The organism is Shewanella maritima (genome assembly GCF_043643735.1).
GTDB classification, from domain to species: Bacteria; Pseudomonadota; Gammaproteobacteria; order Enterobacterales; family Shewanellaceae; genus Shewanella; species Shewanella maritima_A.
Genome location: NZ_JBHZSM010000017.1, coordinates 56,965 through 83,796, shown reverse-complemented (window position 1 = coordinate 83,796; position 26,832 = coordinate 56,965). Strand labels below are relative to the sequence as shown.

Sequence of the window (26,832 nt, the reverse complement as noted above, 5' to 3'; positions counted from 1 at the left end):
CAAAAAATTGTTGGCTAAAATGTTGAGGAACGAAAACAGCCAACTGTTTTTTGTCCTTATTAATTAGCTTGTTATAAGTCACTTTACACTAACCAGTTCAGCATCATCAAACCCAACTGTAACGTTAGGAACATGACTTAAAATGGTTGATGAATTAGACGAAAGTAAACCTTTTATTATATTCACAACATCGGATTGTAAACTTTCCCAGTTAACGCGATGAGAGCATGGTAAATCGATGTACTTTGTAGTTGGAACGAAGTCCTCGTTACAAGCCCAATCGTCATCTTCAGGGTCATATTCGTTTGAACCAATAAGGTAAGCTTGAAAGCCATTTTCAGATTGGAACAAGCCGATATTTATAGCTATTACATCAGGGCGTTCTTTTATTTGCTTAATCCATGCTTCAATTTCAGATTTCACAACGATTCCTTCGTGACTTATAACGCCTCAATAATGGGCGCACAAATGCTTGGCTAAACTTAGCGACGAAGGAGCACAAGCCAAGCGTTTTGCGTCCTTTTGATTGAATTGTTATATGCAATTGACGCTATTATCAAAACACACATTTATAGATTGACGTACAAAACCCGAAGACTTTTTCTGTGTTTGCATGAATTCTTTCATTTCATCAATTTTATCTTTGCCAAAGGCTAAAACACCGGCTTTAGATGCAGCTGGAACTCTAAGCTCACTGGTTACAACGTACGCTGTTAGTCCCTGAATTATTACACGCTGATCCGTAAATGTTCCGTAAGGTTTACCTTTTTGTTGAGCACACATAAAGCGACCAACGGAAGTTAAATGATCATTAGTATTTATTTCTTGTGGTCCGTTGTACAAAATATCAGAACAAGATTGTTTAGCTAAACTAAACATGCTTTTCTGAAATTGCTCTGCAGATATTTTTGAGTGAATAGGAAGTTTTTGTTCTGTAATTATCCAATTTGTATCAAATGGTGTTTTACCGTTTGGTACCCACTCTTTTATGTATTGGTCGGAAGCCTCTTTATCGGTTACTTGCACCCAATTTGATTCGGGTAAATCTACTGAGATTCCGGTAATTTTTGTTTTTGGACTTGTAGATGCGCAAGCACCTAAAATTAATGACAAACTTAATATTGATACGACTTTATTCACCGCACTCTCCTTTGCATATAACGCCCGCATAAGGTGCGGGAAACGCTTGGCTATAATTAGCGAAGAATGAGCGTCAGCCAAGCGTTGGACGTCACTCTTAATGCTCTTGTTAGGCATTCACTGCACGGTGTACAACATACCGTAATCTGCTGACACCCTGATTTTATAAGTTTTACTTTGCCATTTACTTCTAGATTTCATTGAGATATTCGCATGCTCTAATGTTGTGATTAAAGTTAAATGACGTTCTCCATTTACAATTTCATTGGAAGATACTTTCCAGCCTTTAGATTTAGGAAGTTCATAAAGTAGCGGAGCTTCACCTAAATCTCCCATACTTGAAACAATAAATAACCTTGAATTAGGACATGATTCAAAAGTACCACCGCATTCCATTATTTCTTCAGAGCTTTCAATAATTCGTATATACGGAAAATCCTTACTTTCAAAAAGAATCCGCATTGTTCCAAGAAGGTAAGAAAGCTCTAAGTTATCAGATCTCTTTAATTCATTAGCTTGAGCAAATGAAACTAAAAATAGAATGCATAATATAAATTTTTTCACCAACCTTCCCTGAATGCCTAACATTTGTATAGTGCGCATGCGCATTTATCATGTCAGACCTGTAAAAATGCGCACGACTAATTTATTGAATTAATTCAGCTTATAAGAAATTCTGTCAATATACTAGCTGTGTAAATGCGCATGCGCGTTTTGTCTGCGCACTTTGCCAGAACGCCCACAGCCAACCAACTGAAATAATTGAAGTTTTAAAGAACATTGAGAGTATAAGTGCGCAAAACTAGACACGCTTAACCACGGTAAATCCCCACCAAACCAATAACACTGTATACAAACACAGTAAACCCCTATGTTATCGCGCAAGAGCTATCAGCACTGCTGGCGAAAGCTTTGCTGGCATGGATGTCGTCGCAGAGTTTGCATGGAAGTGTTCACGAGGTCTTTCACAAGGTACCTTGATGGCTCGATAGTAAAGAATCCACCTTCTGAAGAAGGTGGCTTTCATTCAGCCCCTTAAAAGGGGCGTTTCAGTTATTTTGTAGCCTCAGTAGCATCTATGAGTAATGATATTTAAAGCCGTTGAAAACATGGATGTTTTCGTCGAGCCATCTTTTAAAACAAAGAGGGGATGTGCTTGCTGCGTGCTTTAAATATCATTGCATAGCTGAATCAACCTCAAGCTGGCATGCCATACAAACAAAGATACAGGCAAACCCTAATTGATGATAACCACCTACTGAAGTAGGTGGTTTAGGGCTGAAAACAAAAAAGCCTGCATAATGCAGGCTTTAAAAGTCATTCAACTTTAGCGGTTACTTCAGTGCAGCAGCTAATTGCTCACTCACTACCGCGACAGTTTGAGTACCATCAAACTTGCTGTACTTAGTCTTACCTTCAGCAGCAAACTTACCATAGTAATCGACTAGTGGCTTAGTTTGCTCATGATAAATACCAAGACGCTTACGTACTGTTGTTTCTTCGTCATCGGCACGAATTTGCAAGTCTTCGCCAGTAACATCATCTTTACCTTCTACTTGAGGTGGATTAAAGACAACGTGGTATACACGGCCAGAACCTGGGTGTACGCGACGACCGCTCATACGCTTAACGATTTCTTCGTCTGGTACATCAATTTCAATCACGTGATCGATATCGATACCGTTCTCAACCATTGCATCAGCTTGAGGAATGGTGCGTGGGAAACCATCTAGTAAAAAGCCTTTAACACAATCTTCTTGCGCAATACGCTCTTTCACTAACCCGATAATTAAGTCATCAGAAACTAATTGACCTGCATCCATTACTTTTTTGGCTTCTAACCCAAGTGGTGTACCCGCTTTGATTGCAGCACGTAGCATGTCACCAGTAGAAATTTGTGGGATACCATATTGTTCCATAATGAATTGTGCTTGAGTACCTTTACCGGCACCTGGAGCACCTAATAGAATAATGCGCATGTCATGTCCTCTTAATGAATCTAATTATCATATTTTTAGGGCGGCGATTTTCGCACATTTTGCAGCCCTTTAATAGCAGTTTCCCCTTAGCATTAGACCTATATCTAATGCCAAGACGAATTTATGTATTACGACTTTGTCTAATAAAGCAAAGTGTATAATTTGCGGCGGTATTGATTAGCCAAGGCGTCACCTTGACCTAGGGCGGTTAAAATTTCCATGAAAGCTTGCTTAACATCACCGTTTTCAGCGGATAAATCTTTTTGCAAAATAGCAAATAACACAGCTAAAGCTTCATCGTTACGCTGTGCTCCATGCAGTGCTTTACCCAGTAAAATGGCCGTTGCATGAGATTGTGTTTGGTCATAATCGGTTTGCAGCTGACGAATTTGTGGCGTGTCTGCCGCTTCTTCAGCCAACGCGAGCTTGGCCATCAGGTTTTGGTAGTAGCTATCTTGATCCGCTAAACCGATGTTGCTCAGTAAGGCTTTGGCTTGCTCTAGTGCACCTTGCATTATGTACACATCAGCCATCACGAGTGTCACATCAGCGCGCTCACCAGAATCAACATGTACTTGTTTAAGCAAGTTGCTAACGTCAGCTAGCTCAGCTGCAGACAAATTGCCTTCGGCCAGTTTAGCTTTAATGTCATTGAATGACGCCTCCCAAACTGCAGGCAAATGTTTATCTAATAACGCATTCACGTCGTCTGCACTTTGTACACCAGCAAAGCCATCTACTGGGCGGCCTTTATCAAGTAACAAGGTGGTTGGCAGGCTTTGAATTTGAAAATATTGGGCAATTTCAGATTCGGTTTCACAGTTGACTTTAGCCAGAATAAATCGGCCAGCTTGTTGGGTTGCAAGTTGCTCAAGCAAACTTTGCATTTGGACACTTTCGGCATGTTGCTGCGCCCAAAATGTCAGTACCACCATTTGCTCCATAGAAGCATCAACAACTTGCTGAATGTTGTCTTTTGTTAGGTGAAGTATATGTTCCATATCAAGCCTTATTGAAGAGATATTCCATAAACAAAAGCGGACTAAAGTCCGCTTTTAATTTGGTTAACTAAGTTTATTTTAGTCCTGCCATCAGCATTTGGTTCATTAATTTAATGAACTCAGATGGGTCAGCTAGGCTACCTTTTTCTGATAGTAGTGCTTGTTGCAGTAGTAAGTTAGACCAATCAGTAAATAACTGCTCATCAGGTTCGTTGGTTAAACGCTCAACTAATGGGTGAGTTGGGTTAATTTCAAATGTCGGCTTAGATTCTGGCACAGGCTGACCTGCAGCTTGCATCAGTTTGATCATTTGCGTCGACATTTCACCTTCACCGGCAACGACACAAGCTGGAGTATCAGTTAGACGCGTGGTTACTTTTACATCACTGACTTTGTCTTTCAGCGCTTCTTTCACACGCTCAACAAGTGGCTTAGCTTCTTCGGCAACTTTTTCTTGCTCTTGCTTATCCGCTTCATCTTCAAGCTCACCTAGCTCTAGATCACCACGGGTCACAGAGTGCATTTTCTTGTCTTTGTATTCTGTTAAGTGGTTGATTAACCACTCATCAATGCGCTCAGACATTAATAGAACTTCAATGCCCTTCTTACGCAGTAACTCTAGGTGTGGGCTGTTAACGGCTGCATCATGACTGTCAGCTACAATGTAGTAAATCTTATCTTGGCCTTCTTTCATGCGCTCGATGTAGTCATCAAGTGACACAGTTGTCGCTGCAGAGTTGTCATTGGTAGAGGCAAAACGCAGTAAACCAGCAATTTTTTCTTTGTTAGCGAAATCTTCTGCTGGGCCTTCTTTTAACACTTGGCCAAATTCAGCCCAAAATGTTTGGTACTGCTCTGGATCATTTTTAGCCATTTTTTCAAGCATACCCAGTACGCGCTTGGTCATCCCTTGGCGTAATGCTTTGGTAATTTGGTTGTCTTGTAAAATTTCACGCGATACGTTCAATGGTAAATCGTTTGAATCGATTAGACCTTTAACAAAACGTAAGTAAGTAGGCATGAATTGCTCAGCGTCATCCATAATGAATACGCGTTGAACGAACAGCTTTAAGCCGTGCTTACTATCGCGGTTCCACATATCAAATGGCGCTTTAGATGGGATGTATAGTAAGCTGGTGTACTCTTGCTTACCTTCCACACGGTTGTGGCTCCACTTCAGTGCATCACTGTAATCATGTGAAATGTGCTTGTAGAATTCTTGATACTCTTCGTCACTGATATCCGATTTATTACGTGTCCAAAGCGCAGTTGCTTTGTTCATCGCTTTCCACGCACCTTCTGTGGCTTCAATCTTCTCACCGTCTGGGCCTTCAGACTCAGGCGTGCCTTCTTCAAACATTTCGACTGGCACTGAGATATGGTCTGAGTATTTCGTAATAATTGAGCGAAGACGGAAATCATCAGCAAATTCGGTTTCTTCATCACGTAGGTGCAGAGTGATTTCTGTACCGCGCTCGTTCTTAGTGATGGTTTCAACATCAAATGAACCTTCGCCTTCAGACTCCCACAATACACCTTGTGCAACGTCACTACCTGCAGCGCGAGTACGCACAGTCACTTTTTTAGCGACGATGAATGCTGAATAAAAACCAACACCGAATTGACCAATTAGCTGTGAATCTTTTGATGCTTCACCAGATAGGTTATTGAAAAATTCTTTAGTGCCTGATTTAGCAATGGTACCTAGGTGTTCAATCACACCATCACGCGTCATACCAATACCATTATCGCTGATTGTCACAGTACCTTTTTCTTTGTCAGTACTGATGCGAACACGTAGCTCACCGTTACCTTCATAAAGGCTGTCGTCGCTCAGTGCTAAATAACGTAGTTTATCTGCAGCATCGGCAGCGTTCGACACTAGCTCACGTAAGAAAATCTCTTTATTTGAATATAAAGAGTGGATCATCAAATGTAAGAGTTGCTTTACTTCTGTTTGAAAGCCATGAGTTTCTTGCTGTGACATGAAAATATCCCTTGGTGTATATAAATCATAAGAATCGCATCACAAATGAGATGCGAAACAAATATTCTGTGTTATCCATGAGATGGGTACGATGAAATCGATTTCAAGTGCGAAAAAGTGTTGTTGCATAAAAAAACGCCACTAGCGCTAAACAAAGTGACGTTTATGAAGATTTTAGGGGTATTTAAATGGTATTTACCTACAAAGGTAAACGGCCATTAAATGATAATGCTAATGTGGTGCTATCAACATACTCGAGCTCACCACCGACCGGCACACCATGGGCGATTCGACTCACTTTAATCTGGTACTTTCTCGCAATATCAGCAATATAGTTGGCCGTCGCATCGCCTTCCACTGTCGGATTAGTGGCTAAAATCAATTCTTGCACATCGCCATCAGCTAACTGCTGCTCTAGCAAACCTAAGCCTAATTCGTCAGGCCCAACACCATCAAGTGGTGATAAATGCCCCAATAAGACAAAGTAGCGCCCAGTAAAATGCCCACCGGCTTCAATAGCAAGTACATCAGCAGGGGTTTCGACCACACAAATTTGCCCTGCTAAACCACGTTTGGCACTGGCACAAATTGGGCACTTATCTTGTTCAGTAAAGGTGCGGCAAGATTGACAGTGGCCCACCTCAGACATGGCTTTTTGTAAGGCATCGGCCAATTGCAGGCCATTTTTTCGCTCACGTTCTAATAGCTGAAATGCCATGCGCTGTGCAGACTTAGGCCCAACGCCAGGCAAGCCTTTTAAGGCATGGATTAATTCATCAACTAAGGGACTAAATTTCATATTTTCTACAATTGAATAGCGTTATGCTGCTGATGATATACACCCGCGAACCAGTTTTAAAGCCCCAATTAGTTTTGGTTTAGATTCAACTCAAATCAACAACTTTGCATATTTTATATAAATGTGAACAAGCAGACAGAATACTTCTTAAAATAGGCTTATTCTTGTGGCGTTTTTTTGCTCAGGAGGTGCTTATGTGGTGGCGAGTGATAATAGTCACGTTGGCGTATATTTTGATTGGTGCACATTTTTTACGATTCGGTCAAATTGAAATGGCCGCATTGAGTGCGGCAATGCCCTTAATCATCGGATTTAGGCATAAGTTGAGTAATCTGATATTACAAATTGGTTTGATATTAAGCTGTGTATTCGTGTGGGGGATCTCAACAATAGAGTTTGTCACCACCCGAATAGCAATGGACACGCCGTGGACAAGGTTGGCCATCATTATGTTAGCTGTTATCGCCTTTACTTTATTTGCTGCCTATTGCTGTAAAGGGTTTATCAAAAAACGCTCGATGCATTTGTACTATTGAGTGAGTAAACCTTAATCAACTAAAAGTAGGGTTTATATAAAAAATGCCAAGCGAGTAAATCATTCAATTTACCGCTCCCAACATCAAGGCGCATTCGCGCCTTTATTTATTTGGTCTACTAATCTTTAGTCTGCCAAGCCAGTTTTGATGTTACCTCGTCTTAACCATAGCAATGTCAATAAGCCAATAATGTACAGACTGGGCTCAATCACTTCCGACTTTACCGACCAATAAAAGTGTATCGGTGCTAACAATGCCACCACGTAGACCCAATTATGTAATTGCTGCCAACGTTTGCCCATTTTACGTTTGACGATATGCAAAGACGTTATTGCCAGTGCAGTGATGATCACATAAGCGGTAGCACCCACTAATATGTACGGTCGTTTAACAATCTCTTCTAGCAGATAAGCCCATGCAAATAGCAAATCAAGGCTGACAAAAGCCGCAATATGTAAACTGGCATAAGCAAATACATACAAGCCCATTAAACGGCGAGTTTGTATTAAAGCAGCCATTTTAAAACGCTTTGCGACAGGTGAGAGTAGTAAAGTCACCACCAAAGTATTCAGTGCCCCCATTCCCGTATAGTGAATGATATATTGCACCGGATCGCCACCCGCATTATCAGACAAAACCACAAACACTAAAAAAACAATGGGAGCAAGACACATGATGTGCATCATGAACTTCAACCAGCCAATACCACGTTTTGTTAATCGCATTTAACTACAACACCTCGTTTAAAAATACGTTTTCAAGTCTAGGTTTTTGTATAAGTCAGCGACATATTCGCCGTAGCCATTAAACATTTGAGTTGGAATTCGTTGTGCTGAGAATAATCCCCCCTCGCCAATACTACGCTCAGTAGCCTGAGACCAACGCGGATGCGCGACTTCAGGGTTTACATTGGCATAAAAGCCATATTCATTCGGTGCGAGTTGATTCCACGTCGTCGGTGGTTGCTTATCCATCACACGGATACGTACGATGGATTTAATACTCTTAAAGCCATATTTCCATGGCAACACTAATCGTATGGGCGCACCGCTTTGAGGTGGAAGGGTTTTACCATATAAGCCAACAGCGAGAAATGACAATGGGTTCATCGCTTCATCAAGGGTTAAGCCTTCAACATAGGGATACTGAATTCCACCACCAAGTAGACGATTTTTTTGGCCTGGCATTTGGTCAGGATCAAATAGCGTTTCAAAGGCCACGTGTGTCGCACCAGACTTAATACCCGCTTGTTTCAATAAACTCGCTAAAGAGAAACCAACCCAAGGCACGACCATAGACCAAGCCTCGACACATCGAAAACGATAGGTCCGCTCTTCAAGTGCAAATTGCTTGGTTAAATCGTCATAATCTAACGTGATTGGATTATCCACCAAACCTTCGATGGTCAACTGCCATGGGTTAACCTTAAAACCTTGTGCATTCTCATATGGATCAGTTTTACTGGTGCCAAATTCGTAGAAATTATTATGTCGTATCGCTTTCGACTTAGGGGTTGCAGGCTGTGCGAGTTTAAACTCACTAGGTTGTGCGTACTTGAGTACATGGGTAAGGAATTTTGGCGTTTCATTCTTACCAAACAAATCAAATATCCCAGCTTGAACCTGCCCAGGTAAGCTTGCGCCAATTGCGCCTAAGCCCAAGGTTTTAATGATATTACGTCTATCCTTGAATACTGATTCAGGCGTTACTTGGTTATCAGTTAACTGCCAATCATGCTTTTGTTTGATTCCTTTAATGAATCGTTTTTTATCTACCATGGCGCACCTTTAATCATTTTTAGCTAACTTATTATTAATACTTATTATTAATATTAGACAGTTAAATACGTGATTACATTTCAAAGCGATTAAAATAAATTCAACCTTATGGTTTAAAACTGGCCAAACATCCACTTTGTGCAAGGGTTTACCTTGCAGCTAAAACAATGACATGCGAGTCTTAGATACCATTTTTATTTGAGTATCCATATGCCGTTTGATGTGAGCTTTACCCCACCCCAGATTGCCGCCATTGTTGCCACAGCCGCAGTCGCTTTTTTGTTGGGCGCATTAATAAACCAAAAATTAACCCGTAAGCGTTGGCAGGCACTCAAACAGCAACAACAAGATCAAATAGAGCAACAAACATCTGACAATGAGCACAAGCTGGCGTTCATGCAGCAAAACCTTGATGAGTCACAAGCCCAACAGGTGCAATTGCAAGCAAGAATTGAAACCCTGCTCAGTGAGCTTGCTCATAGTAAAGCCCAATCAGATAGGCTGCTGCAAACTGAAGAGCAATTGTCCCAAGTGCAGCGTAAGCTAATGGAAACTCAGCTTAACCTGTCTAAATCCAATGCAATGCAGCTCAGCATTCAAGCCCAAGCTGACACGGCGCAAGCTGCAATGCAAGATAAAATAACCATGCTGGAATCGGCTGAAGAACGTCTTAAAATCCAGTTTGAAAATCTCGCAAATAAAATATTTGAAGACCGTAGCGAAAACTTCAAAAAGCAAAACCTTAGCCAAATAGATGGCGTATTGGGTCCGCTAAAACAGCAGCTAGAAGGCTTTAGACGCCAAATAAGCGAGTCCTACAATCACGAGCAGTCTGAGCGCAATGCACTTAAGCATCAGCTGAACCACTTACATGAACTCAACCTAAAAATGAGTCAGGATGCGGTGAACCTGACTAATGCATTAAAAGGCGACAATAAACAGCAAGGTAATTGGGGCGAAGTTATTCTTGAGCGAGTATTGCAAGAAAGTGGTCTACGAGAAGGCCATGAGTACGATACTCAGCAAGATCTAAAAGATGAAACAGGTAAACGCTTTAAACCCGATGTGATTGTGCACTTACCTCAAGAAAAAGATGTGGTCATCGACGCAAAAATTTCACTTGTCGCTTATGAGCGCTACTTTAATAGTGATGATGAGCAAGTTTGTGCAGTGGCGTTAAAAGAGCACGCAACCTCCATCAGACAGCACATAAAAGGGCTAAGCCAAAAAGATTATCACCAGTTGCATGGCCTCAAAAGCCTAGACTATGTATTGATGTTCATCCCAATTGAACCAGCATTTTTATTAGCTATTGAGCAAGACCCGCAATTGGTCAACTATGCCCTTGAGCATAATATTATGTTAGTTAGCCCAACGAACTTGCTTGTGGCACTGCGCACTATCAACAATATTTGGCGTTATGAATACCAAAATCAGCACGCTCAAGCTATTGCCAAGCAGGCAGGGAAAATCCACGATAAGCTTTGTGGATATTTAGATGATATGGATAAACTCGGACGCGCACTGGAAACGGCAGATAAAACCTATCAGCAAGCGATGGGCAAATTAGCAACCGGAAAAGGTAACGTGATCCGCCAAGCACATGCCATGCAAAAGCTCGGCATTGAAAATAGTAAAACGATGGACTCGCAATTGCTCAATCAGGCATTAGATGAGTCCACAGATAAAGATTAATCTTTTATTAAGTTTTATGGTTAATACTTGCTTATGATGAGTACACAAACATACCGTGTACATAGCTGATAGAATTTTGTTGTTTAGGGATGAGCCATTATGTTCAGGTTCAGGTTTTACAAAGGTTTTTGCCGTTCAATCACACTGTTATTGAGTCTCTTATGGCTGAATAACCCGAGTGTGTGGGCAAGTACATTTACTGCTGAACAACAAACCTATCTTGATGCTCGACAAGCATTAGATAAAAAACAGTTCAAACAATATCAGAAACTTAGGCAATTAATTCCAAACTATCCATTGAATATTTACCTTGATTATCATGAACAAGGTGAAAAAATCATGTCAATGAAAGGCGCTGATGCCTTAACTGCTATTAATCATTTCAACACCACCCCGCTTTATAACACTCTAAGACACAGATACTTAACGCGAACAGGCAGTCAAAAACGTTGGAATGATTTTCTCACTATAGCCAAAGACGCGCCAAACGACATCACACTGCAATGTTATTACTATCGTGCTCAACTACAACGGGGCGACAAAGCGTTGGCCTATAAAGGTGCAGAGACAATTTGGCATTACGGCTATTCCCGTCCAAAAGCCTGCGACCCTTTGTTTAAGCAGTGGACTCGCGCGGGTGAGCGAACTGATGCCCATATATGGTCAAGAATGCTATTAAGTTTTAATGCCGGACAATCTAGCTTGCTTCAGTATCTTGCGAGGAAGCTTCCTCAGCATAAACAAGATACCGAGCTATTGCTGAAAGTTTATCGCGATCCCCGCTCACTAAGGCATACAAAACGTTTTTCCAGTGAACGTGAAGTGGTTGGCGATATTGTGCAATTGGGCTTACGTAAACTCGCTAAACGCGATTTAAATCAGGCTGCCAAACTATTTGTGAAATATCAAAAGGCGGGACGGTTCAGTGATTATGAAGGACGAAAGTTGAATCGTTATATTGTTCGCAGAGCATTAATCCGCCAGCATAATGATTTGAAACAACATATTGATACCATGCTGCCGCTGTTAGAATCTGACGACTTGTACGAGATCCGTTTACGCTGGGCAATTCTCGAACAAGATGAGGTAACAATTAACCGCTATTTACCATTACTGAGCGACAAAGCAAAAAGCAGCGATCGCTGGCAATACTGGCAGGCTCGAATGGCACAACAATCTAGCCCAGGTACCACCACTCAAAAGCTGGATAAACTCAGTAACAAACGTAATTTCTATGGTTTTTACGCAGCTAACTCATTAGAAAAAAGTTTATCAATGAACGATGAGCAAGCTAAATCTTCTGCCACTCTACGCGCTAAATTATCTAATGATCCGGCCTTTGAACGGGTCATTGAACTCAAAGCAATCGACCGTCAAATTGATGCTCGCAATGAGTGGATTCATTTATTGCGTCGTCAACCTTCCCTTGATATGCGTAAAGAGTATGGTATTTATGCGCTAGAGCAGCAATGGCATGATTTAAGTGTCGAGTCGAGTATTCAAGCAAAAGCATGGAATAATTTGGCGTTACGCTTTCCGCAGGCTGAAACCAGTTTATTTACCAAAGCCAGTAAGAAATACCAAGTGGATCAGCATGAAGTTCGTGCTATTTCACGTCGAGAAAGTGCTTTTTACCCTTATGCGACATCAGGTGTGGGAGCGAGAGGATTAATGCAGGTCATGCCTGCGACAGCTAAGCAAACCGCAAAAAAATTCAATATCAAATATGCAGGGACACGCTCTTTATACCAACCTGAAACCAGTATCATGCTTGGCAGTGCTTACTACTCGCAACTGCTAAAGCGTTACAAATATAACCGTGTACTCGCAACCGCGGCATACAATGCAGGCCCCAGTAATGTTAACCGCTGGCTGAAGAAGTCCGATGGAAAATTAGATGTAATGAGTTTCATTGAAACTATCCCGTTTCGTGAAACCCGCGAATATGTGCAGGCTGTTTTTAGCTATCGCTTGATTTTCCAACACTATGCCAATGAAGAAGGTCCAATGTTTAGTGAGCAAGAGCAGCAATATGCTTATTAATCTTACTGGATATATCACGATACATTTTCATGTGTTCTTCATTGGATAAATCTGACTAACAAACTTACTTTGAATGTGGCACAGAAAAGAGTAGATTAATCTGATAATCACTCATCTTCTACACAGGGAGCTTTTGTGCCGAAGAGTAAAATTGCTAATTTATTATCCCAACTTGAAACCGTTCTCATTGGCAAACCTGATCAAATTCAGCTCGCAGTCGCTTGCATTCTAGCGAAGGGCCATCTACTCATTGAAGACTTACCTGGTATGGGCAAAACCAGTTTATCCCATGGTTTAGCCACTTGCCTTGGCATGAGCTTTCAGCGCATTCAATTTACCAGTGACATGTTACCTGCTGATATTCTTGGCGTATCAATATTTGATCAACAGCAACAAGCATTTACCTTCCACAAAGGCCCAGTATTTAATCAAATGTTAGTGGCCGATGAAATTAACCGTGCCAGCCCAAAAACCCAAAGTGCGTTATTAGAAGCCATGGCGGAGAGGCAAATTACCTTAGATGGCAATACTTACGCACTGCCTGCGCCATTTTTTGTGATAGCCACCCAAAACCCAGTTGATCAATCAGGTACGTTCCCGTTGCCCGAATCTCAGTTAGACAGATTCATGATGCGCATTTCTATTGGCTACCCAAATGAAACGGCTGAACTTGCTATGTTGAAAGGCCAAAGTAATCCCAGTGCAGTGTTGAGCCAATGTCTATCGCCAGATGAATTAATCGAATTACAACAACTAGTGCCTCAGGTTTCAGCATCTGATGCAGTACTAAAATATTTACTGGCGTTAGTGAATTACTCGCGAGAGCAACAAGTAGGTACGGGATTATCTCCAAGGGCAAGTATTGCTTTACTGCAGGCTTCAAAAGCTTGGGCATTGATGAACCACAGACAATACTTGGTGCCTGAAGATATTCAAGCGGTTTTCACCGCGGTGGCTGAGCATCGAATTCAAAGTGCAAGTGCACTTCAGGGACGTTCAATCTCTGAATCCATACTCACTAACGTCAACCCTATTCGCTAGTATGTTTAGACGCGGCAAGCAAACAAAACAACACAAAAGAGGGTCAAGTTGGATCCCCAAGCCCATACAAGTGAAGTGGGACAGTTGGATTGCACGGCGTTTACCCGCAAAATCTGTAGTGACCTTAACCCACAAAGGCATTTTTATTTTACCAAGCGCCTTTGGTATTGCTTGGCTGTTACTAATTCTTCTTCTGTATATATTTGGTACCAACTACCAAAATAACTTAATCATTGGTTTAAGTTTATTGTTGGCAAGCTTGTTCCACACATGCCTCATTTATAGTTATAAAAACCTTGCAGGGCTGACCTTTTCGGTCCAAACGCCGCCTGAAGCACATGCCGGAGAAACCTTGCCTTTTCCAGTTAAACTCACCGGAAAAAATAACAAGCACTCGCACACGACTCATCAACAAATTTGCTTAAACTTTGCAGGCCAAAGGCATATCCGCGTGCATCAAAATGGCGAACAAACCATAACAAGTGTGCCTTTTGAACAGCCAAAACGCGGCCGAATTCAGCCGGGAAGGATCACTGTGTCATCTAACTTTCCACTGGGGCTTTGCCGTGCATGGTCATACGTTGACTTAGATATTGAGCATGTGGTTTATGCTAAACCATCGCCCAGTGACATCCATTTATCAAGCATTGACAGTCCAAATGAACAGGCACAACTTCACGGCAAACTTAAACCTGGTGTTGATGATTACAAAGGGCTAAAAAGCTATGTACCAGGCGAATCATTGAAACAAGTCGCATGGAAACAATGGGCTCAGGGCAAAGGCATGTTGACTAAAGAGTTCGCAGAACCAGAAGGCGCACCAGTATGGCTTACTTTTAATCCACAAAGCTATGAGTCACTGGAGCTTCAATTAAGTCATCTAGCGTGGCAAGTTGACACCCTCACCCAAGCGCAGCAAATGTTTGGTTTACAATTAAACGGCAAAACCATTGAACCCGATACTGGCGAAGCACATCGTCAAGCTTGCCAAACTGCAATTGCGCTATTTGGTAAACCTGATCTAAACCAAGCAAAGAATGAGCGAAGCAATAGTCCCCAATCAACAAGGGGGAAAAATGCAGGATAACTTTGATAGCATCATCAGCCGAAATACCTTGTTTTGGTTACTGGTAACCAATGCCACTATTCTTTTTCCACTGTATTCCAACGCGACAATTTGGAGCATTGGTATCTGTGCCATTTGTTTTGTGTGGCGGGTGGGTATTTATTACGGCAAAGTATCTGCCCCACCAAAACTGTTAGTCACCACGCTGGCATTAGCTTCAGCGGGTACCTTATCTTTGGTGGCGTCACAAATCGGTACACTCAATGCGTTAGTTAACTTGCTGTTGCTTGGTTATGCCCTGAAATATATTGAAATGCGCCAGCAAAGAGACGTAAAAGTGGTGGTATTAGTTGGCTACTTCTTGATCGCCTTTGCCATGCTTGATAATCAAAGCATGCTTAACACGGGTGGATTATTAATTGTCACCGCGATTAACACTTGCGTGCTGATCAGTGTTTACCAAGACCAAGCCAAGCGAAAAGCCAATTTCTCATTTGCCGCAAAACTGGTGCTTCAAAGTCTACCATTAGCCATTTTATTGTTTGTGGTATTCCCAAGGCTTGGACCGTTATGGCTATCACCAAATATGCGAACCGCACAAACTGGGCTTTCTAACGAACTGAGCTTTGGCGACATTAGTCAGCTAACCCGCAGCGACAAGTTAGCATTTAGAGTCAGTTTTGAAGCTGACTCTGCGATACGAACTCTGCCTAATGAAGCACTGTATTGGCGCACGCTGGTTATGGAAGATTACGATGGTTCGACTTGGCGCCAACACCCTAGCATTTTGCAGCTACAACAGCGCGCTTTTAGGCAAAAACCGCGTCGTGATTTACCAAGTGACTCTGAGCCCAAATGGTCATATACCATTATCAGTGAAGCGAGCCATAAAAAGTGGATGTACGGTTTAGACCAAGCCTTTAGCCAAGAAAGTTATATCTATGAACTGCCCGATTTTCGTTTATTCTCAATCAGGCCCATCGATCAACGCTTAAGCTATCGAGTGCAGTCATATCCAAATTCAGTTCTCGATACGCAATTGTCTCCTGAAATCCGTAAAATAAACCTCAGCTTGCCAGAAGATATTAACCCTGAATCGAGAGCACTGGCAGAGCAATTCGTTCGTTCACACCCTAAACCGCTTGACCGCGCTTATGCCATGATGAATTACTTCACTGAGCAACCATTTTTCTATACGCTCAAGCCACCTAGATTAGGCAGCGAGCAAATCGATGATTTCTTGTTTGAAAATCGAGCCGGTTTTTGTGCGCATTATGCCTCAGCGTTTGTGTTTCTCGCTCGTCAAAGCGGCATACCAGCACGTTTAGTCTCTGGATATCAAGGGGGCGAATATAACGCCAAAGCCAACTATTATAGTGTCTATCAATACATGGCCCATGCATGGACGGAGTTGTGGATTGAAGGCAAAGGCTGGCAGCGTTTCGACCCGACAGCCATGATTGCACCAGAGCGGATCCTTGATGGCTTTGATGCTACCTTTGATAGTCAATCCAGTTATCTCGAATTTAACAACTTCAGTCCTTTAAGGATGAAGCAATATCCTTGGCTAAACGAAATCCATCAACAAATTGCCAGCCTTGATTTTTATTGGAGTGTTTGGGTGCTGGGCTTTGATGAAGGGCGCAAACAGCAATTGTTAGAAGATATTCTCGGTAATACCAATACCACTCGAATCATTATATTTATGCTAGTCAGTTTAAGCCTAATCGGCTTAATGATTGCCTATTATGCTGGCGTCTTTACCCGTCATTCAACCCCTGATGTCTTGGTCAAATATTACAATCGCATTTGCCAACGCATTGCTAAAATAGGTGTAAAACGTGATAAAGGCCAAACCACAGCAGACTTCACTCACACGGTAACCCAAGCACTACAGGTCAGCCACCCAGAACTTGTCAGGCAATTTACAGATTTCAGCAACACCTTTGAAGCATTGAAGTATCAACCTATGACTGAGCTTGAACGTAAGCAACGACTTACTCACTACAGACGCTTATACCTCCGTTTGCGCTTTCAATCTATTTGAACAGCATTTAAGCGGCTAACTACCAGTTTTAATTGGTAAAAGCGCTGAGACTATTTACAATGGAATCATTGCCATCTGGGACTGTCACCATGTTAAAGCTTATTCAATCAAACCAAATGGAAGCCTTATCTGCATTACTGGCTGACTTTATTGCTACGCCCATTGCAGGTGAGTCTTTACTTACATCGGAAGCGGTATTGGTACAGAGCCCGGGCATGTCCACATGGCTAAGGCTTGAAGTGGCAAAACACAATCAAATTGCTGCAGCATTAGATTTCCCCCTGCCATCAAGCTTTACTTGGCAGCTTTGCCACGAGTTACTACCTGATGTACCAAAAGATAACGCTTTTACCAAAGCGGCGATGACTTGGAAACTGCTTAACCTTTTACCACAATATTTACACGACAAAGATTTTGCACCGTTAAGCCAATATTTGAATCTAGAGACACAAGTTGAGACTGAAGAGCTTGGCCCTGAACAACTTAACAGTGGGCAACTTGAAAACATTGACCGGATAAAGTTGTACCAATTATGCGGTCGCATTGCCGATATCTTTGACCAATATCTAGTTTATCGACCACAATGGATTTTGGCCTGGGAACAAAACCAACCTTTAACGGATATTCAAGCCAATCTGACACTCGATGAAAATCAGTTGTGGCAACCAAAACTTTGGCGAGCTCTCATTGATTACAATGCCAATGCTCTTGATGCCAGTCGTTATCATAGAGCCAATCTCCATGCCGATTTAATTGCTGCACTTAACAACCCTGCGACAGACATCAGTCACCTCCCCAAGCGTTTGTTTGTATTTGGTATATCTTCTATGCCGCCACAAACGTTAGAAGTGCTTTACCACCTTGCTGGCCGCATTGATGTCATCATGCTATCACTTAGTCCATGCCAGCATTACTGGGGAGACATTGTTGACCCTAAAGTGCGTGCGCGCATGTCACTGCAATATGCCAACAAGAAACAGCTCAGCGAACACTGGGAAGCAACACTTGAAGTGGGTAATCCCTTACTGGCAAACAATGGTAAAATGGGGCGTGAATTATTAGACCTGTTACTAAGCCTTCCTGAAGCACATACAGATTTTGGTGATGATTGTTACATTGAATTATCGCCAGATAACCTACTTCGCGGCGTGCAATATGATATTTTGCAGATGGAAACATTAGGCCAGTCACTTGGGCCAGATGCACACTTTTATCAAACTACCTCAAAACGACGCCAACTCGAGTTAACTGATGATTCTATCACCCTAAGAAGCTGCCATAGCCCGTTAAGGGAAGTCGAAACATTACACGACCATATTCTTGATATGCTGGCATCACACCCTGAGCTTGAGCCAAAAGATATCGTCATCATGATGCCTGATGTTGCATCATACGCCCCTTATATTGATGCCGTCTTTGGCACGGCAAACAGCCAGTACTTTGCACAACCCCATAGCGAACAACAGCGTGAAAATCGTTATATTCCTTATGCTATTGCCGATAGAGGCGCAGCCCAAGAATCACCACTGATTAATAGCTTTCTGACGTTACTAAACATCAACCAAAGCCGCTTTGGGCTCACAGAAGTGCTCAGTATTTTGGAAGTCCCAGCGATATTACGTCGCTTCCAGCTTGATGATGAAGACTTACAGCTTATCCGCCGCTGGTTAGATGACGCCAATGTGCGCTGGGGACGCGATGCCCAAAGTCGCACAGAGCTTGGCTTGCCGGCGTTTACCCACAACTCTTGGGCGTTCGGTATTAAGCGATTAATCTTAGGCTATGCCATGGCCGATGACAGCCCGCTTTACCAACACACATTGCTCGTTTCAGGCGTTGAAGGACAATCGGCACAAGCATTAGGTAAACTGCTAAATTTCATTGAGCTGATTGATCAATACGCAAGCCAATTTAACACTGAGCTGACTGCCAAAGTGCGCCTAGCCCAACTGCAGCAAATGCTGGATGACTTTTATCAGACAGAAGACGATGAACTTAACCAGATACAAAGCATACGAGAGGCATTATCCAGCCTGCAAACAGAGCTCGAGGGCGCGGGCCATCAAGGCGTTATCGAAATCGAGATAATGCGTCAGTGGTTTAATCAACGACTGAGTGAATCTCGAGTCGGTCAGCGATATCTAGCCGGCAGCGTCAACTTTTGTACCTTAATGCCAATGCGCTCAATTCCATTTAAAGTCGTGTGTTTGTTAGGGATGAATGATGGTGTTTACCCCCGCGTTCAACACCCTATTGGCTTTGATTTAATGGCACATTTCGGCCCCGTGAAAGGTGACCGTTCACGCCGATTAGATGACAGGTATCTTTTCTTGGAAGCCTTATTGTCCGCAAGACAGCAGCTTTATATCTCGTACATTGGCCACAGTGAACGCGATAACACTGAACGTTTACCCTCAATGTTAGTGTCAGAATTATTAGAGTTTTGCCAAATGAGTTATTTAGCACCATCTCTGACCAACGAGGATTTATCACAAGTCAGTACTGAGGCACTCAATCAAGCTTGTCTTGAACATATGTTGAAGGTGTTACCGCTGCAGCCATTTGACCGCAATCTTTACCAAACAACAGCATCATTACCACACAGTTACAATGCACAATGGTGTCCACCAAATAAAGAGGTAGCAGCCCAAGCCGCATTTTTTGATCGCCAGCTGCCTATTATTCCAGATGCGATTAAGCCATTGTTATCAAACGGCCAACATAAAGACCAAGGCTTAGACGAAGGCACAGCCAGAGAAGTTGAGATTGAACTGTCAGCCTTAATTCGTTTCTATCGACATCCAGCGCAATTTTTCTTTAACCGCACCTTGCAGGTAGAACTAGGCAATGACATTCAAGCTGATGATAATGATGAACCCTTTGAGTTGGCAGGACTAGAAAAGTACCTAATACAACAGCAACTCATTGATTCAGCTCTACTACAGCCACATAACTTTGCCGCTGCAGAGTTAATTAATAGCTTAAAAGCCAGTGGCAAATTACCGTTAGCACCGTTTGACGATATTATGCTCAGCCGCTTCCAAAAGGATACGGCGCCGTTAATCGATAGGGTTAAATATCTGATTGACGAGGAAGAACCACAAGCGGTAGATATCGATATTGCCCTTACCTTGCCTGCCATTAACATTGATACTCGAGCGACGACCAACACAGCAGATATGGAAAGTCCCACCGTTGATAAGACAGTTCTCGATAAAGCGGATCTTGATAAAGCGGATCTTGATAAAGCAACACAGCAAGTTAAACATACACTGCAGTTGTACGGTAGAGTGGATAATGTTTATCCCAAAGGGCTAATCAGTTACCGCCCAAGCACCGCCCATGGTAAAGACATTATTCAATTTTATATCAGACACCTATGCTTAAATGCATCAGGCATTCACAAGCACAGTTATTTGTTAGATATGGGCCAATTCCACAGTTTTGCACCATTAATAAAACCGCAAGCACAACGGCTACTGACTCGCTTAACCACTTCCTTTATTCACGGTCAAACTCAGCCTGTGTGTCTGCCACCAAAAACCAGTTTTGTCTACGCATTGACTGAAGGTGAACACCAGCAAAAATTGGCAAAAGCGGTTAGCCAGTGGCAAAGCACGCAAACACCATTTGTGGAAGGTAATGACCCTCATAACAAGCGCTTATTCAGCTTCCCTGAAGACTTTGACAAACTGCAATTTCAACAAATGGTGACCGAATTACTTTATCCGATGATCAGTTTATATCATGTAGGGAAATTAGCTGAGCTCGATGATTTCATCAATACGACGGCCATTGAGCAACATGCAAAATTAACGAACCTTGTTGATTTTTCTCAGTCACAGCAAGATGCAAATAATGTTGAGGCCAAGCAACATGACTAATACCAACATGACTAATACGCCAGCACATATACAAGTCCAAACACTTGACCCAATTTCACTATCCTTTGACGGCTCAAGCTTAATTGAAGCCAGTGCTGGTACCGGTAAAACCTATACTATTTCAGGTCTATATCTCAGGCTGCTTCTGGGTCATGGTGGCCAAGCACCACTGACATGTGAACAAATTCTGGTAGTGACTTTTACCAATGCTGCCACCGAAGAGCTGCGTGATAGGATACGTAAACGTATTCAAGCCGCTTACCAACGCTTTTTAGGGCTAGAAACAGATGATGAGTTTATTGAACAGCTTTATCAGCAAACAGCTGATGCAGAGAGAAGCAATGCACTAAAGCGATTTGATTTAGCGCTAAAAACCTTAGATGAAGCAGCTATTTATACCATTCATGGATTTTGCCAGCGCATTCTGTCAGACATGGCCTTTGAATCTTCCTTGTTATTTGAGTCTGAATTCACCCTCGATGACAACGAGTTTATGCATCATGCGGTCAGAGATTTTTGGCGAGAGATTTGCTACCCAATGTCTCCCTTAATTGCTGGAGTTGTGAGTGATAAAACCGCTCACCCTGACATTTTAGGTAAAAAACTATCGCCACTGCTCGGCGCCTCACAAGCAATAACCTCTATCGATACTGATGACTTTATTGCGCTTGCTGAAAAGCTTCAGCAGAGCGTACAACGATTAAAGCTACGTTGGGCTGCTGAGCAACAGGCGACCTTTGATTTACTTAACCAGTTACCACTCAATGGCACAACATTTGGTAAGCTAGCTGACGGTTACCCTAAACTGCTGGCGCAATATGAGGCGATGACTCATTGGGCAAGCTCTGGATTTGGCTTACCGCCGGTGAAAGCGCTGAAAATGTTGACTCTATCGAACCTTAAACTTAAAAAGGGTGGCGAGATCCCAACGCCGCAGCAAGCGCCACTATTGGCTCATATTGAGCAAGTTCTGTTGACTATTGAACAAATCATTCCTGCTTTTTTAATTCGCGCACAAGCTGGGATTAAACAGCGGTTCGTAGAGCAAAAGCAGCAGCGAAATATCATGACACCAGATGATTTACTGGTGACCTTATCGACTGCATTAACCACTCAAGCCAGCTCGTTGCCGCAAGCCATTGCAAGGCGGTTCCCTATTGCGTTAATTGATGAATTTCAGGATACCGACCCATTACAATTTGCTATTTTCAATCAGGTGTATCAAAACCATAAACCGATAACACCTAAAAGCTCGGCGGCTAATGACCTACAGACAAATGATAATTGTGCTTCTACGAAATCAAGCAATGCTAACGCTATCGGCATCTTGATGATTGGCGATCCAAAGCAGGCAATTTATGCCTTCCGTGGGGCAGATATTTATACCTATATCAGTGCCCGCAACCAGACCAAGCAGCATTATCACCTTGATACCAACTACCGCTCTTCTGCCAATCTGGTTAAAGGCGTGAATGCCCTATTTCATCAGCATAGTGACCCATTTATTAATCAAGCCATTCCATTTGAATCTGTGGCTACACCACCGCACGCTGAAGCAAAATTGATAGTAGATGAGCAAAACGATGACTCTGCATTAAGAATTCGCCTATTGTCAGAAACCAGCGATGGTTTATCAAAGTCAGATGCTACTGAAATGATTTCAGCTGATGCGGCAAATCAAATTGCCAATTTACTCAATCAAGCCAATACACATCAATGCAATATCAAAGACAAACCAGTTCAGGCTAAAGACATTGCGGTATTAGTGCGTGACAGGCACGAAGCTGCCGCCATAAAGACGGCATTAAATGAGCGGGACATTGGCGCGGTATTTTTAAGCAGAGATAGTGTATTTAATACCAATGAAGCGAATGAACTCGCACTGATATTAGCAGCGCTGGCCACCCCCAAAGATGAAAGAAAAATCCGCGCTGCGCTTGCTACACAATTGCTGGGATACAATGCCCTGCAAATTGATCAATTTAACCATGATGAGCAGCTTCGCCAGCAAGTGCTCGATAACGTCATGCAATGGCATGAGCTGTGGCTCAGTCGCGGCATCATGCCAGCGCTGTTGCAACTAGCCAGTGACAGCCAATTAGTGCATCGACTGCTGAGCAGTAAAACACCTACTGCGACAGGAGTTAATGATGAAGCATTGCCTCAACAAGTCTCAGGCGAGCGTAGGCTAACCGACTTCAGGCACTTAGCTGAACTATTGCAGCAAAAAGCCACTGAACTGGATGGTACGAGCGCCCTTTTAAATTGGTTTGAACAACAACTCATTGATAAGCATAGCCAAGACGAACAACAGCTTCGTTTAGAAAGCGAGCAAAATCTAGTACAGATTGTGACGATCCACAAATCGAAAGGACTGGAATACCCCATCTGCTTTGTGCCTTTTGTCAGCCTAGTAAGAACCAAAAACACCCGCCCAGAGCCACTGTTGTATCATGAAAATGAGCAACTGATTTGGGATGTGTTAGGCACAGATGAGGCGTGGGAGTTACAAAAGCAAGAAGTGTTAGCTGAAGACTTACGATTGTTGTATGTCGCTCTCACACGGCCTGTATATCGTTGCTACTTAAGTATTGCTAACCAAAGTAGCATGCTCAAAAAAGGCATTAAAAGCTTACTCAATAGAAGTGCTATTGGCTATTTGCTAGGGATCACCGACGACAAGACAGAATTTGCTGATCTGCAACAAAAGCTAACTGAGCTTGCAATACATGATGCCATTAGTGTTAATACTATCGATGAATGTTCTCCTGTTACCACTTGGCATAAAGTGGAACAAGCTGAGCAAGATCTTGCGCCAAAATCGTTATCGAGAACCAGCCAAACACCTTGGCGAGTGGGCAGTTACTCAGGGCTGGTAAAACATTTAGCCCATGAGAAAGTCTCTCCCGGCGCTGACGATGAAGCTTTTGAATTATCAGAAACATTGCCAATGATTGACGAGCAACATGACAGCGAAGTCAATGACCGCTTCAGCTTTGAGCGCGGTGCTAATGCCGGTAGCTTTATGCATTTGGTGATGGAATTATTCGACTTTACCCAAGCACAAGAACAGCTACCTGCCGCTATAGAAAAGGCCATGACTCAGTACGGTTATGATAGTGAAATGTGGCTCGAACCATTACAGCAATGGTATCAACAAATTTTAGCCACCCCGTTAACTGTCCCCAATAGTCCACAGCCAATTACATTAGCGCAATTACCGCCTAAACAAGTAATGGTTGAAATGGAATTTTATCTCCCGTTAAACCAATTACGTGCAGATAAACTCAATGCCTTATTGCATCAATACGGTTATCAAGCAGGGTTAAGCTTCGATACGCTCAAAGGCATGTTAAAAGGCTTTATCGATTTAACCTTTGAACATAACGGCCAATATTTCATTGCGGATTATAAATCGAATCATTTAGGTAACGGCTTTGATTGTTATCACCAAAATGCAATGCAGCAGGCAATCGATAGCCACAGGTACAACCTACAGTACATTCTGTACACCTTGGCATTGCATCGCTACTTGAAATTAAGAAAACCTGACTATCAATACTCGCAACATATCGGCGGTTGCTATTACTTGTTTTTACGGGGCATGAGTCCGCAGCACTTGGGTTGCGGAGTATTTTTTGACTTACCGCCTCAAGCATTAATTGAAGCATTAGATGATATGTTCAGCCAATCAGCTACACAGGAGTGCAGCCCATGTTAAGGTTACAAGCCCCGTTATCTGATTTGCTTAAACACTGGCAACAACACGCATTAATCACGCCATTAGATAGACACTTTGCCATAGAGTTAGCGCAAATATGCGACCAACAACAGCCATTGTTTACCTTGATTTGTGCCCTGCTCAGTCAACGCTTATCGACACAACATACTTGTTTGGTTATCGACTCAATTGATTTTGATAACCCATTTGCCGAAGAGCCTTATCATAATAAAGATTGTGATTTTGAGGGTGTCTCTTGCCAAATTGAAGCCACAACTGCGCAATTAATCGAACAGCTCAGTCAGTTTGATGCTATTGGCGTATCTGGCGACAACACACCACTGATATTAAATTTAGATAGGCTATACCTCAATAAATACCACTTCTTTGAGACACAGGTGGCCGCTAAGCTACAACAATTAGCCTGCACGCAATTACCACTAAACCAAACAGCACTGAGCCAGTATTTATCGGTACTATTTCCAGAAAATACCGTATCGCAAGCTTATGATTGGCAGAAAATAGCTGCAGCGACTGCGCTAACAAGAGCACTAACTGTGATCACAGGTGGACCTGGCACTGGTAAAACAACCACTGTAACCAAACTGCTACTGTTACTGCTTAGTCAGCAATCGCTCAATATAAAACTTGTGGCACCGACCGGAAAAGCGGCAGCAAGATTAACTGAGTCCATTAAAGCCTCAAAAGCAAGGTTATCTGATGAGCTGCTTACACAGTTTTCAGCAGATGATGTATTACTTCAGGCATTAAACTCGGTACCAGAAGAAGCATCCACTTTACACAGGCTGCTAGGGGTGATCCCTCACTCGCACCAGTTTAGACATAACAAAGATAACCCGCTGAGGTTAGATTTACTGGTGATTGATGAAGCCTCGATGGTGGATTTACCCATGATGTACAAAATCCTCAGCGCGTTACCAACTGATGCCCGTTGTATACTGCTTGGTGATCAAGACCAACTCGCTTCAGTAGAAGCTGGCGCAGTGTTAGCCGATATCTGTATCGGTTTAACCAATGCAGAACATCAATTTACAATGCGCTATAGCAAGCATCAAGCAGAGCTGATTAGTGCACTAACCCAGCAAGATGTAAGGCAGTTTATTGTTGATAATGGCGAGCAGCTTCAATTTGGCGATAGCTTATGTATGCTACGTCATAGCCACCGCTTCAAAGGCGATGCAGGCATTGGTTTATTAGCTAATGCGGTCAATAGTGCAAATATCGCTGAAATTGGTCATATTTGGCGCCAAGGTCACCAAGAGTTAGTGTGGTTTGAACATCAAATGTCACCTACGCAAACTAACTTGGGCAGGCAGCAACTGCTCGATTATTCAGTAACAGCCTACTCCACTTATCTCAAGATGATTGCCCACAACCAAGACGCTGAAACCGAGCAATACTCAGCTGAAACTATCATCAATAGCTTTAATCAATATCGTATGTTGTGTGCGATGCGTAGCGGTGAGTTTGGTGTCGACGGGATGAATGCATCCATGACCATGAGCTTAAACGCTGCCCAGCTTATTCAGCCAAACCAAGAGTTCTATTTGGGCAGACCGATTATTATCCAAAGTAATGATTACAACCTAGGATTATTCAACGGTGACATTGGCCTGATACTGCAAGACAAACTGCAAGACAAACTGCAAGACAAACTGCAAGACAAGCAACAACCAAACAGGCTAATGGCACACTTTATTCAAGCCGATGGCAGCTTACTGAAAGTACTCCCAGCAAGGTTACCTAAACATGACACCTGTTTTGCCATGACAGTGCACAAATCCCAAGGCAGTGAGTTTGATCAAGTCAGCCTTGTACTGCCGATGAAGCCAAGTTTAAATCAGTGGCAATTATTAACTAAAGAGCTTATTTACACGGCGATTACGCGAGCCAAACAGCATTTTATTTGTTTAGGTACACCAACTGTTTTCGAGCGCGCCAGTAATCACCTTACTCAACGTTCTTCCGGTTTAGGATTGAGATTATGGCGACAAAAAAACCGATGACCGAACATCAGTAAACTTTTATTCATGCAAACTTGCATCGTACACCCGTGGGTCATTATTATAAGCGCAATTTCCTAAGGGTTTACCT

18 protein-coding genes are annotated in these 26,832 nt (G+C 42.7%); 9 read left to right on the top strand and 9 right to left on the bottom strand.

All coding sequences use genetic code 11. The annotated features are described in order from the left end of the window. Window positions 1-78: 78 nt before the first annotated feature. The 7 genes from ACHUGF_RS15980 to recR form a co-directional block, all read right to left on the bottom strand. On the bottom strand, window positions 79-423 hold the full coding sequence (locus ACHUGF_RS15980) for a hypothetical protein (protein WP_394132696.1): 345 nt from the start codon (window positions 421-423) through the stop codon (window positions 79-81). A gap of 111 nt (window positions 424-534) precedes the next feature. Next, window positions 535-1,140: a hypothetical protein gene (locus tag ACHUGF_RS15975; RefSeq protein WP_394132695.1), complete on the bottom strand. Its 606-nt coding sequence runs from the start codon at window positions 1,138-1,140 to the stop codon at window positions 535-537. A 117-nt stretch (window positions 1,141-1,257) separates the two neighbouring features. Next, window positions 1,258-1,704: a hypothetical protein gene (locus ACHUGF_RS15970; protein WP_394132693.1), complete on the bottom strand. Its 447-nt coding sequence runs from the start codon at window positions 1,702-1,704 to the stop codon at window positions 1,258-1,260. Window positions 1,705-2,474: 770 nt separating this feature from the next. Continuing rightward, window positions 2,475-3,119, bottom strand: a complete 645-nt coding sequence (adk, locus tag ACHUGF_RS15965) for an adenylate kinase (protein WP_394132691.1) — start codon at window positions 3,117-3,119, stop codon at window positions 2,475-2,477. Between the two features lie 140 nt (window positions 3,120-3,259). Beyond that, complete coding sequence (locus tag ACHUGF_RS15960) at window positions 3,260-4,120, bottom strand: co-chaperone YbbN (RefSeq protein ID WP_394132689.1); 861 nt, start codon at window positions 4,118-4,120, stop codon at window positions 3,260-3,262. A gap of 73 nt (window positions 4,121-4,193) precedes the next feature. Next, window positions 4,194-6,107, bottom strand: coding sequence for a molecular chaperone HtpG (gene htpG / locus ACHUGF_RS15955; RefSeq protein ID WP_394132688.1), 1,914 nt, complete (start codon window positions 6,105-6,107; stop codon window positions 4,194-4,196). A gap of 199 nt (window positions 6,108-6,306) precedes the next feature. Further along, on the bottom strand, window positions 6,307-6,906 hold the full coding sequence (gene recR, locus ACHUGF_RS15950; protein ID WP_394132686.1) for a recombination mediator RecR: 600 nt from the start codon (window positions 6,904-6,906) through the stop codon (window positions 6,307-6,309). A gap of 194 nt (window positions 6,907-7,100) precedes the next feature. Between recR and ACHUGF_RS15945 the strand changes: the two genes are divergently transcribed. Next, entirely contained in the window at window positions 7,101-7,442 is a 342-nt protein-coding gene (locus ACHUGF_RS15945) for a hypothetical protein (RefSeq protein WP_394132684.1), read from the top strand. Window positions 7,443-7,567: 125 nt separating this feature from the next. Here the strand turns inward: ACHUGF_RS15945 and msrQ are convergent, their stop codons facing one another. After that, a complete protein-coding gene (msrQ, locus tag ACHUGF_RS15940; RefSeq protein WP_394132683.1) occupies window positions 7,568-8,167 on the bottom strand; it encodes a protein-methionine-sulfoxide reductase heme-binding subunit MsrQ in 600 nt (199 codons plus the stop codon). Between the two features lie 18 nt (window positions 8,168-8,185). Then, the gene (msrP, locus tag ACHUGF_RS15935; protein WP_394132682.1) at window positions 8,186-9,220 is read right to left on the bottom strand and encodes a protein-methionine-sulfoxide reductase catalytic subunit MsrP; all 1,035 of its coding nucleotides are present in this window, start codon (window positions 9,218-9,220) and stop codon (window positions 8,186-8,188) included. A 210-nt stretch (window positions 9,221-9,430) separates the two neighbouring features. Between msrP and ACHUGF_RS15930 the strand changes: the two genes are divergently transcribed. The 8 genes from ACHUGF_RS15930 to recD all read left to right on the top strand — a co-directional run bounded on the left by ACHUGF_RS15930 (window position 9,431) and on the right by recD (window position 26,744). Next, window positions 9,431-10,915: a DNA recombination protein RmuC gene (locus ACHUGF_RS15930; protein ID WP_394132680.1), complete on the top strand. Its 1,485-nt coding sequence runs from the start codon at window positions 9,431-9,433 to the stop codon at window positions 10,913-10,915. Between the two features lie 99 nt (window positions 10,916-11,014). Beyond that, window positions 11,015-12,958: a transglycosylase SLT domain-containing protein gene (locus ACHUGF_RS15925; protein WP_394132679.1), complete on the top strand. Its 1,944-nt coding sequence runs from the start codon at window positions 11,015-11,017 to the stop codon at window positions 12,956-12,958. Between the two features lie 135 nt (window positions 12,959-13,093). Continuing rightward, window positions 13,094-13,999, top strand: coding sequence for an AAA family ATPase (locus ACHUGF_RS15920; protein WP_394132677.1), 906 nt, complete (start codon window positions 13,094-13,096; stop codon window positions 13,997-13,999). 70 nt (window positions 14,000-14,069) lie between these two features. Beyond that, window positions 14,070-15,086, top strand: a complete 1,017-nt coding sequence (locus ACHUGF_RS15915) for a DUF58 domain-containing protein (protein WP_394132676.1) — start codon at window positions 14,070-14,072, stop codon at window positions 15,084-15,086. Beyond that, window positions 15,076-17,112 carry a transglutaminase TgpA family protein gene (locus tag ACHUGF_RS15910; RefSeq protein WP_394132674.1) on the top strand — a complete coding sequence of 679 codons (2,037 nt, stop codon included), beginning with the start codon at window positions 15,076-15,078 and terminating at the stop codon, window positions 17,110-17,112. The genes ACHUGF_RS15915 and ACHUGF_RS15910 overlap by 11 nt, the downstream gene beginning before the upstream one ends. A gap of 89 nt (window positions 17,113-17,201) precedes the next feature. Next, window positions 17,202-20,996, top strand: a complete 3,795-nt coding sequence (recC, locus tag ACHUGF_RS15905) for an exodeoxyribonuclease V subunit gamma (RefSeq protein ID WP_394132672.1) — start codon at window positions 17,202-17,204, stop codon at window positions 20,994-20,996. Beyond that, on the top strand, window positions 20,989-24,717 hold the full coding sequence (recB, locus tag ACHUGF_RS15900; protein ID WP_394132670.1) for an exodeoxyribonuclease V subunit beta: 3,729 nt from the start codon (window positions 20,989-20,991) through the stop codon (window positions 24,715-24,717). Before recC ends, recB begins: the two co-directional genes overlap by 8 nt. Continuing rightward, window positions 24,711-26,744, top strand: coding sequence for an exodeoxyribonuclease V subunit alpha (recD, locus tag ACHUGF_RS15895; RefSeq protein WP_394132669.1), 2,034 nt, complete (start codon window positions 24,711-24,713; stop codon window positions 26,742-26,744). Before recB ends, recD begins: the two co-directional genes overlap by 7 nt. Window positions 26,745-26,832: the final 88 nt, after the last annotated feature.

What these genes read in the sequence shown, in the direction of transcription:
- recC (WP_394132672.1), top strand. Translation starts at nt 17,202, where the DNA reads ATGTTAAAGCTTATTCAATCAAACCAAATGGAAGCCTTATCTGCATTA.
- recR (WP_394132686.1), bottom strand. Translation starts at nt 6,906, where the DNA reads ATGAAATTTAGTCCCTTAGTTGATGAATTAATCCATGCCTTAAAAGGC.
- ACHUGF_RS15930 (WP_394132680.1), top strand. Translation starts at nt 9,431, where the DNA reads ATGCCGTTTGATGTGAGCTTTACCCCACCCCAGATTGCCGCCATTGTT.
- msrP (WP_394132682.1), bottom strand. Translation starts at nt 9,220, where the DNA reads ATGGTAGATAAAAAACGATTCATTAAAGGAATCAAACAAAAGCATGAT.
- ACHUGF_RS15925 (WP_394132679.1), top strand. Translation starts at nt 11,015, where the DNA reads ATGTTCAGGTTCAGGTTTTACAAAGGTTTTTGCCGTTCAATCACACTG.
- ACHUGF_RS15960 (WP_394132689.1), bottom strand. Translation starts at nt 4,120, where the DNA reads ATGGAACATATACTTCACCTAACAAAAGACAACATTCAGCAAGTTGTT.
- adk (WP_394132691.1), bottom strand. Translation starts at nt 3,119, where the DNA reads ATGCGCATTATTCTATTAGGTGCTCCAGGTGCCGGTAAAGGTACTCAA.
- ACHUGF_RS15910 (WP_394132674.1), top strand. Translation starts at nt 15,076, where the DNA reads ATGCAGGATAACTTTGATAGCATCATCAGCCGAAATACCTTGTTTTGG.
- recB (WP_394132670.1), top strand. Translation starts at nt 20,989, where the DNA reads ATGACTAATACCAACATGACTAATACGCCAGCACATATACAAGTCCAA.
- ACHUGF_RS15945 (WP_394132684.1), top strand. Translation starts at nt 7,101, where the DNA reads ATGTGGTGGCGAGTGATAATAGTCACGTTGGCGTATATTTTGATTGGT.
- htpG (WP_394132688.1), bottom strand. Translation starts at nt 6,107, where the DNA reads ATGTCACAGCAAGAAACTCATGGCTTTCAAACAGAAGTAAAGCAACTC.
- msrQ (WP_394132683.1), bottom strand. Translation starts at nt 8,167, where the DNA reads ATGCGATTAACAAAACGTGGTATTGGCTGGTTGAAGTTCATGATGCAC.
- recD (WP_394132669.1), top strand. Translation starts at nt 24,711, where the DNA reads ATGTTAAGGTTACAAGCCCCGTTATCTGATTTGCTTAAACACTGGCAA.